The 6,704-nt window shown below is 49.6% G+C and carries 5 protein-coding genes; 2 read left to right on the top strand and 3 right to left on the bottom strand.

Annotation, left to right across the window (positions count from 1 at the left end):
- Positions 1 to 359: 359 nt before the first annotated feature.
- Positions 360 to 1,349 (bottom strand): Gfo/Idh/MocA family oxidoreductase, encoded by a 990-nt coding sequence (locus tag DXN05_RS24305; RefSeq protein WP_116849919.1) that lies wholly within the window; start codon positions 1,347 to 1,349, stop codon positions 360 to 362.
- 101 nt (positions 1,350 to 1,450) lie between these two features.
- The gene (locus DXN05_RS24300; RefSeq protein ID WP_116849918.1) at positions 1,451 to 2,380 is read right to left on the bottom strand and encodes a type VI secretion system baseplate subunit TssG; all 930 of its coding nucleotides are present in this window, start codon (positions 2,378 to 2,380) and stop codon (positions 1,451 to 1,453) included.
- A gap of 92 nt (positions 2,381 to 2,472) precedes the next feature.
- On the opposite strand from DXN05_RS24300, the gene DXN05_RS24295 reads away from it, so the two are divergent.
- Positions 2,473 to 3,369 carry a TssN family type VI secretion system protein gene (locus DXN05_RS24295; RefSeq protein ID WP_116849917.1) on the top strand — a complete coding sequence of 299 codons (897 nt, stop codon included), beginning with the start codon at positions 2,473 to 2,475 and terminating at the stop codon, positions 3,367 to 3,369.
- Positions 3,370 to 3,589: 220 nt separating this feature from the next.
- Positions 3,590 to 4,750 carry a hypothetical protein gene (locus DXN05_RS24290; protein WP_116849916.1) on the top strand — a complete coding sequence of 387 codons (1,161 nt, stop codon included), beginning with the start codon at positions 3,590 to 3,592 and terminating at the stop codon, positions 4,748 to 4,750.
- A gap of 96 nt (positions 4,751 to 4,846) precedes the next feature.
- Here DXN05_RS24290 and DXN05_RS24285 read toward each other — a convergent pair whose 3' ends face one another.
- Entirely contained in the window at positions 4,847 to 6,703 is a 1,857-nt protein-coding gene (locus tag DXN05_RS24285; protein ID WP_116849915.1) for a type VI secretion system baseplate subunit TssF, read from the bottom strand.
- Position 6,704 lies beyond the last annotated feature (1 nt).

Genomic DNA, 6,704 nt, shown 5'->3' with positions numbered 1-6,704 from the left:
AATCCTCGTTGCAAAGCAATGTCTTTTGCAAATGAACCGCTTTAATCAGCTGTATCAGAAAAAACATTACTTTACAACGAGGTCTATTATCTACAAAAAAAGTCAACCTTATTCAGGCAAGTACAAATGAATAAAAAGAAAAGCGGCCCGTTTGCGGCCGCTTTTCTTTTTTAACTTGCCCGTTGCTGTGTCCCCCACAGCAACTTTCCAATTAATGAGCGGCTGTGAGGACACAGCCACGGGCAATCTAAGGCTTTGCGCCGATCAATAATACGCGCTTCGTTCACTCACCACTGACAACTCACCACTCACTTGTATTCATTCACTATTGACTATTCACTATTCACCGTGCGAAGGCTTTACGCGCTTTGCGCGCTGGACAGGATACCCGTATTATTAATCTTGTCGAGTATTTTATGGGCTACTTCCATAGCCAGGAAGCCGTCTATTTCGCTTACTACAGTGGGCTTGTTGTTGATGATGGAATCTACGAACGACAGCAGCTCGGTTTTAATGGCATTGCCGGGTGTAATTTCCGGGTTGGCAATGGCAATGGTTTTTACGCCGTGCGGTGTTTCCAGGTCGAAGGAGAACACATCTACGTCTTCGGGTTGTTTTAGTTTAATGATCTCGGTTTTCTTTTCCAGGAAATCGATACCGATATAGGCATCTTTCTGAAACAGGCGCATTTTGCGCATTTTCTTCATGCTGATGCGGCTGCTGGTGAGATTGGCCACACAGCCGTTGTTAAACTCGATGCGCACATTGGCGATATCGGGTGTATCGGTCATAACGGCAACGCCGCTGGCCGAGATATTTTTTACATCGCTTTTTACCAGGCTCAGTATAATATCGATGTCGTGTATCATGAGGTCGAGAATAACGCTTACTTCAGTGCCGCGTGGGTTAAACTGGGCCAGGCGGTGTACCTCAATAAACATGGGTTTCAGCTGCATGTGCTGTACGGCCTGGTAGGCGGGGTTAAAGCGCTCAACATGGCCCACCTGCATTTTAATGTTGGCCTCGCGCGACATCTCTACAATTTTGCGGGCCTCTTCCATGGTATTGGCCAGGGGCTTCTCCACAAAAATGTGCTTACCCTTGCGGATGGCCATTTCGCACAGCGCAAAGTGGTGGTTGGTGGGCGCCACAATATCCACCGCGTCAACGGCATTCAGCAGGTCTTCCGGGTTCTCGTAGCGCTTTAGCTGATACTTCTCTATTACTTCCTGCGCAGTATCGTCGTTCGGGTCGTAAAAGCCCACTACTTCCACGCCGTCTATATCCTTCCAGTTGTTCAAATGAAATTTACCCAGGTGGCCAACGCCAAAAGCACCGATTCTTAACATGCAAAACGTATTAATCGGGTAAAGATAGGTAAATGAGGTTTCAAAAGTAAAAGTGAAACGGGCTTGTGGAGAAAGCCGGTTAACCGGCAGCCAAGCCGCTTTTACAGGAAGGCGGTGTAGCCCAGCACATTGTTGTGCGAGTGCTCGCTCATGTCCATTTCGCGGGCGGTTTTTTCGAGCAGCAGGTTTACCCGCACGTCAAGATCGGCCGGTAAACAGTAGCCTGCCAGCAGGTTTACCACCTGGCTGCTGGCGGTGCCTGGCAAAAAGCCCGCAGCCTGCGCTGCCGTGAGCGGGCCAATCTCAATCACTACCTCATCGCTGCCATCGTTAAAACCTTTGCCTGCAAACAGGTCAATACCCAGGGCTGATTCGCCCAGCCTGCTGCCTGTGCCTGCCGCTGCGGCAACGGGTGGCTGCGGTTGCAGGCGTACGGTAACATCCAGCTGCAGCAGCAGGGACAGCATGTTGCCAAAAAACGCAAAATCGCCGCGCGTTTCGCTGAGCAAGGGTATAAAATGAAGGAAGGCGTTGGATTGCTGCAGGTTCAGGTACCGGAATATTTCCCACTGCGGCCTGAAAATATTCACCAGGTCGGCGTAGGTATTCTTTTTATCCACCCGGTTTTCGTACAGTTCGGTTACAATGCGCAGGAAATTCATTTCTGCCTCGAAAGGGAGAAAAAACAGGCGGGTTTCTTTTTCTTCCTGGCGGTGCTGCTTAATCTGGTCTACCATGTGTATGATGCTGGTGGTAGTGGAGTAAGCGGTGCCCTGGTGAAACAAACCTTCAGGCAGCATATCGTACAAACCCTCGCGGCTGCTTTTAATGCAAATCATGTCATCACCCTGTTCGGGCATAAACTGTTCAACGGCAATTACATCTTTGGAGAAATTACGTACACCGCCACCCACAGGCCATATAAACAGCGATTCGGGCGAAACGCCTTTCTCAATCAGCTCAGCGGCCAGTACGGCAGCTTTATAGTCAGAATGAAGGTCGTTGAGCGGGTAAGGCGTGGTGGTGTTCATGGCGGGTGTTTATCCAAAATTATTCCATTTTGGTTTGATTATTGAAATGGAAGAACGAAATTCACTACCCCTTATAAAAGCTAATCGAACGAATGGACATCAAATCAGTTTTTACCAGCTACCTGTTCCTGCCTCTTATTTCGGCTATTATGGTTGTGGTAATGGCCATTTTCAACAAGAAGAACCGCATTATGAGCAACCGCCGTTTAATAGTGGCGGTGCTGATCACCGGGCTTGTATTGGGTATACCTGGACTGCTGGGTGCGCTGGATCTTAACTTTATGCCCTGGGGCTTTTTGCTTTGCCAGCTTATTTATTTGCTGCTGGGCGCACTGGCTGTTTATTTACTCAGCAAACACAATCCCGATGCCGTTGAACGGCAAAAAGGCATGACGTTTTTTATGGGCCTCATTGCCTGCCTGCTGGGCATATTCCTGTTTCAGCTGGGCTTTAATTATTTTAATGAACTGCGGTATGGTTACCTTGCCGCCACATCGGTACTGGTGTTTATGCTGCCGCTGGTTTTTTGGTGGAGTTATATGGCGATGATCGCTATCCCGTCTGAGATTTACCATGTGTGGTACTACCCGCGCGAAACTTACCATATAGACATGGACCACCTTGATTTTGACCGCCTGAAGGTACTGGAGCTGGAGCTATATAAAACAGCAGAAGATGCCACGCCGCTGAAAGTAAAAGTAAAGGCGCCGCCGAACATGGCGTTTGGCATTTGGTTTAAGAAATTCATTGACGATTATAACCAGAAGTTCCCTGCCAGCAGCATCCGTTATGCCTCTGTTGCAGAAGGCTCGTATGGCTGGATATTTTACCTGAAGCCTTCGTTCTTCAAACGCAAGTCGTTTGTAGACCCGGGGCTGTCGATTGAGCAGAACGAGATCAGGGAAAAATATACCATTTTTGCAAGAAGGGTAACCACGTTGTACCAGGAGGAAGGCGGAGAGGATAGGGTGGTGCTTGTGGATGGATAAGGCTGAGCCGTGAGTGGTCGGAGCGATTTTTTTACCGCAAAGAACACTGAGTGAAAACCCGCAAAGGGCACGGAGGATCTTAGCGAGCCGGTTTTGTCTTTGTGTTCTCTGTGGTTTTTCCGCTGTGTGCTTCGTGGTTAAAAGCGATAACTAAACAACCGCTGCAGGCGGTAACTAAAAGCTAAAAACCTTAAACGTTAAACTTTAAACGTTAAACACTATGCTATTCCCTGTTAAACACCACGCCGTTAACTGGATTGACGGTATGAAAATTTCCCGCCAGCATTTTATTGATACCGATAAACATGTGGCAGACAGCCTGCGTGATACGGCGTCTGCTTTTTTGCACAACTATGATTATGGTTTGCTGCCGCCCTTCAGGGGTAACCGTCTTGCCAGTGATTTCGAGATCAGTGAACGCGTAACCGGGCAGATAGAAATACGCCTGCGCCAGTGTAATGCCATTACCGCCGGCGGCTGCCGCATTGATTTGCCTTTGCTGGAATACGGCCACCAGTTGATTCACCAGTTTACATCAGATGATACTGCTTCGCAGGAAGACCCTGCAGCTGTTGCTTACTATTATGTTGTGTTATCGGTAAACCCGTTTGATAAAGTACCCGCAGGTGACCCCGACCCTGCAGAAATGCCGCCCAGGCACCCTTATGCCGCCAAGCAATACCAGCTGATGGTGGTGCCTGCCGCGCAGATTAATTCGGGCGAACTGGGTGTGCACCACCTGGTGATAGGGCAGCTGAACAAACAGTATGGCCGCTTTAGTGTAAGTGAACAATACATTCCTCCCTGTGCAGCCATCACCAGTCATCCCGAGCTGATCCGTTATTACGAACGCTTCAGCGCACTGCTCAACGATATTCAGCTGAACAGTTTTAAGATCATCGATAAAATTACCAGTCGTGATACCATACAGTCGCTCGCTAAAAATGTGCGGCTGTTGTGTGAGCACATGCTCAATTTTATTGCACAGGTATTTTATACTTACCGCAATGTGGCGCACCAGCAGCCACCGGTAGTGGTAGCAGGTTATTTCTCGAACCTGGCACATATTTTTTATACCACGCTGCATTACTCCGGTGCACGTGAAAAAGAAGAACTGCTCAAATACTTTTATGAGTGGAAAGATGTAACACCAGGCAATTTTGAAGAACTGCTGGCGCGTACCATCGATCTGGTGTACGATCACCACCAGATACAACAATCCATGGACCAGATAGCCCATTTTCTGCAGGTACTCGCCGCCTTATGGAGCAAATTAAGCAGCCTCGAATTTATCGGCCAGCGCCGCGAAAATATCGTGGTAGCCGAACAACAGGTAGTACAGCAAACACAGGCCAGGAGAACGTGGACGTTGCTGGATTAAGGCCCCCCAAATCGCCTGCGGTTGTGTCCTCTCAGCCGCACATCCTTGCATCGGGAAGGTGCTGTGGGGACACAGCAACCGGCTTATTATTAGTCATCAAGCCATAGAACCATCAATAAGCCGATACACGAGATGCATGCTGCTGCGGCTCTGCAGTTTCTGTAGCAGCTGGCGGCTCAGGTGCTGCCATTCTTCTTCAGTCCACTGCTGGCCGGGGACGGGATGCAGGTAAATATCGGTTGTTTTGCGCAGGCCCTCTTTGGGATGTGGCGATAACATTACCCCGCGTTCAATAGATACCTCGCTGAGGCGGCCGTTGAGTTCAAGCAAACAGAAATTACGGATATCATCGTTGGTGATAATGCGGTCGCGCGTGAGCAGGCTGTATTTATATGCCTGCAAGCGGTTTACCGGCTGGGCCTGGCTTCTGCCGCCAACGGGCTTGCTGATGAGTTGTATGCTCTCGGGTTTAATGCTGGCATTTTCAAACTGTACCAGCTGTGCGCCTACGCGCAGTTGTGCGGTAAGATCGCCCTGGGTGGTCCAGTAATCGAGGTGCATGGTATCTGCCTGTTCTTCGGGCTTAATGATGATGTAGCGTGTGCTCTCCGTCATTTCACTGAGGGTTTGCCTGGCTTTCTGTTCAACCAGCGTAAGACCCTGCTGCAGGTTTTTGAGTGCATTGGTTAAGAAGTCATAACCATAGGCAGAGAAGGCGGCACTTTCATCGCGCAGCAGCTCAAACAGGTAGTCTATTGTTTCGCGTGCATTGCGGCTGTCGAAGCGTTCTGCACCACCCATACGTATAGAGTAGGAGCCCAGCTGGTGTTGCTGGTGGTGCGTGTAGGGCACCTGCTTGTACAGCTTGCCGCTGCTGTCTGTTAAGCGGTGAACGGCAAGAAAGGATTCGTGTTGTGCGGGACGTATCGGTATAATATTACCGATGCCCTTAAAGCGATGCCGAGTGGTGTGCAGGCGGCGGTTGAGCACCGGAAATACATTTACATACACATCCATATCATCGAGCAGGGATTGCTGCATCAGCGCGGGCATGCGCAGTTCAATCCATACCAGCGGTTCCTGTAATTGGGATAATGCTCTTTCATCTATCAATGCTGCCCAGCTGTCCGGGTAATGTTTGCGTTCCAGCTGCTGCATGGGCAGGTGCTGGCCTGCAAAATTGAGGTAGTGTTTATCGTAATAAGCGGCTGTGTCTTTCGCAATTACATGCATGGTTTCATATTCATCCAGCAGGTGCGTTGCTTCGTTATTGCCGGGTACATAGTGCAGGCCATTGCGCAAACTTACCGGCATACCACCTATGGTACATTGTGCCAGTGCAAGCAGCGGGTACCAGTCTTCCCCGAACTGGTAATGATGACATTCAAAATACAGGCTCAGCTGGTTAAGGGTAGGCACGTGCTGGTTAACACGCAGGCCGATCCATAAACTGTTATTGTGGAATTGTTTCCCCTGTTTTAAAGTGAGCAATTGCTTGCGGCCTGTTTGCAGATCGCTCGACTGAATCCTGTTACCTGTAGCCGTGTATACCACCTGAACATCATGAACGGGCACATCATACACCGGTGTGAAAAACACTTCACGTTGTTCGCCGTTTGCGGGTTGCTGGCGTGCGTTGGTAGTGTATACAAAATGCCGGGTGCTGCTTACCGTATCGGTCGCTTCAGCCGGGTGCACTTTTAATAAAGCATGTGCAGGCAGGGCAGCGGTTAGAATATCGGGCGTAAGCAGGCGTGCCAACCTGTCGAGCAGGCGGCTTTCTGTATTGCGTAAATCGTTCGAGAGATTGAATAGCTCGGCCGATAAGGCTTCTATCAGCAATTTTACCAGCGGGTCAAGGTCGGTAGTGCTGCGAATGCCCCAGAAACTCACCGCATGTTTCAGCAGTCGGTTGCGGATACTTTCGCGGGAGTGGTGGTATATTTCTTCCATG

This window comes from Deminuibacter soli, from assembly GCF_003412455.1.
Lineage (GTDB): Bacteria > Bacteroidota > Bacteroidia > Chitinophagales > Chitinophagaceae > Deminuibacter > Deminuibacter soli.
Note: the sequence above shows the minus strand (reverse complement) of the source record. Positions and strands in the feature narration are given on the sequence as shown.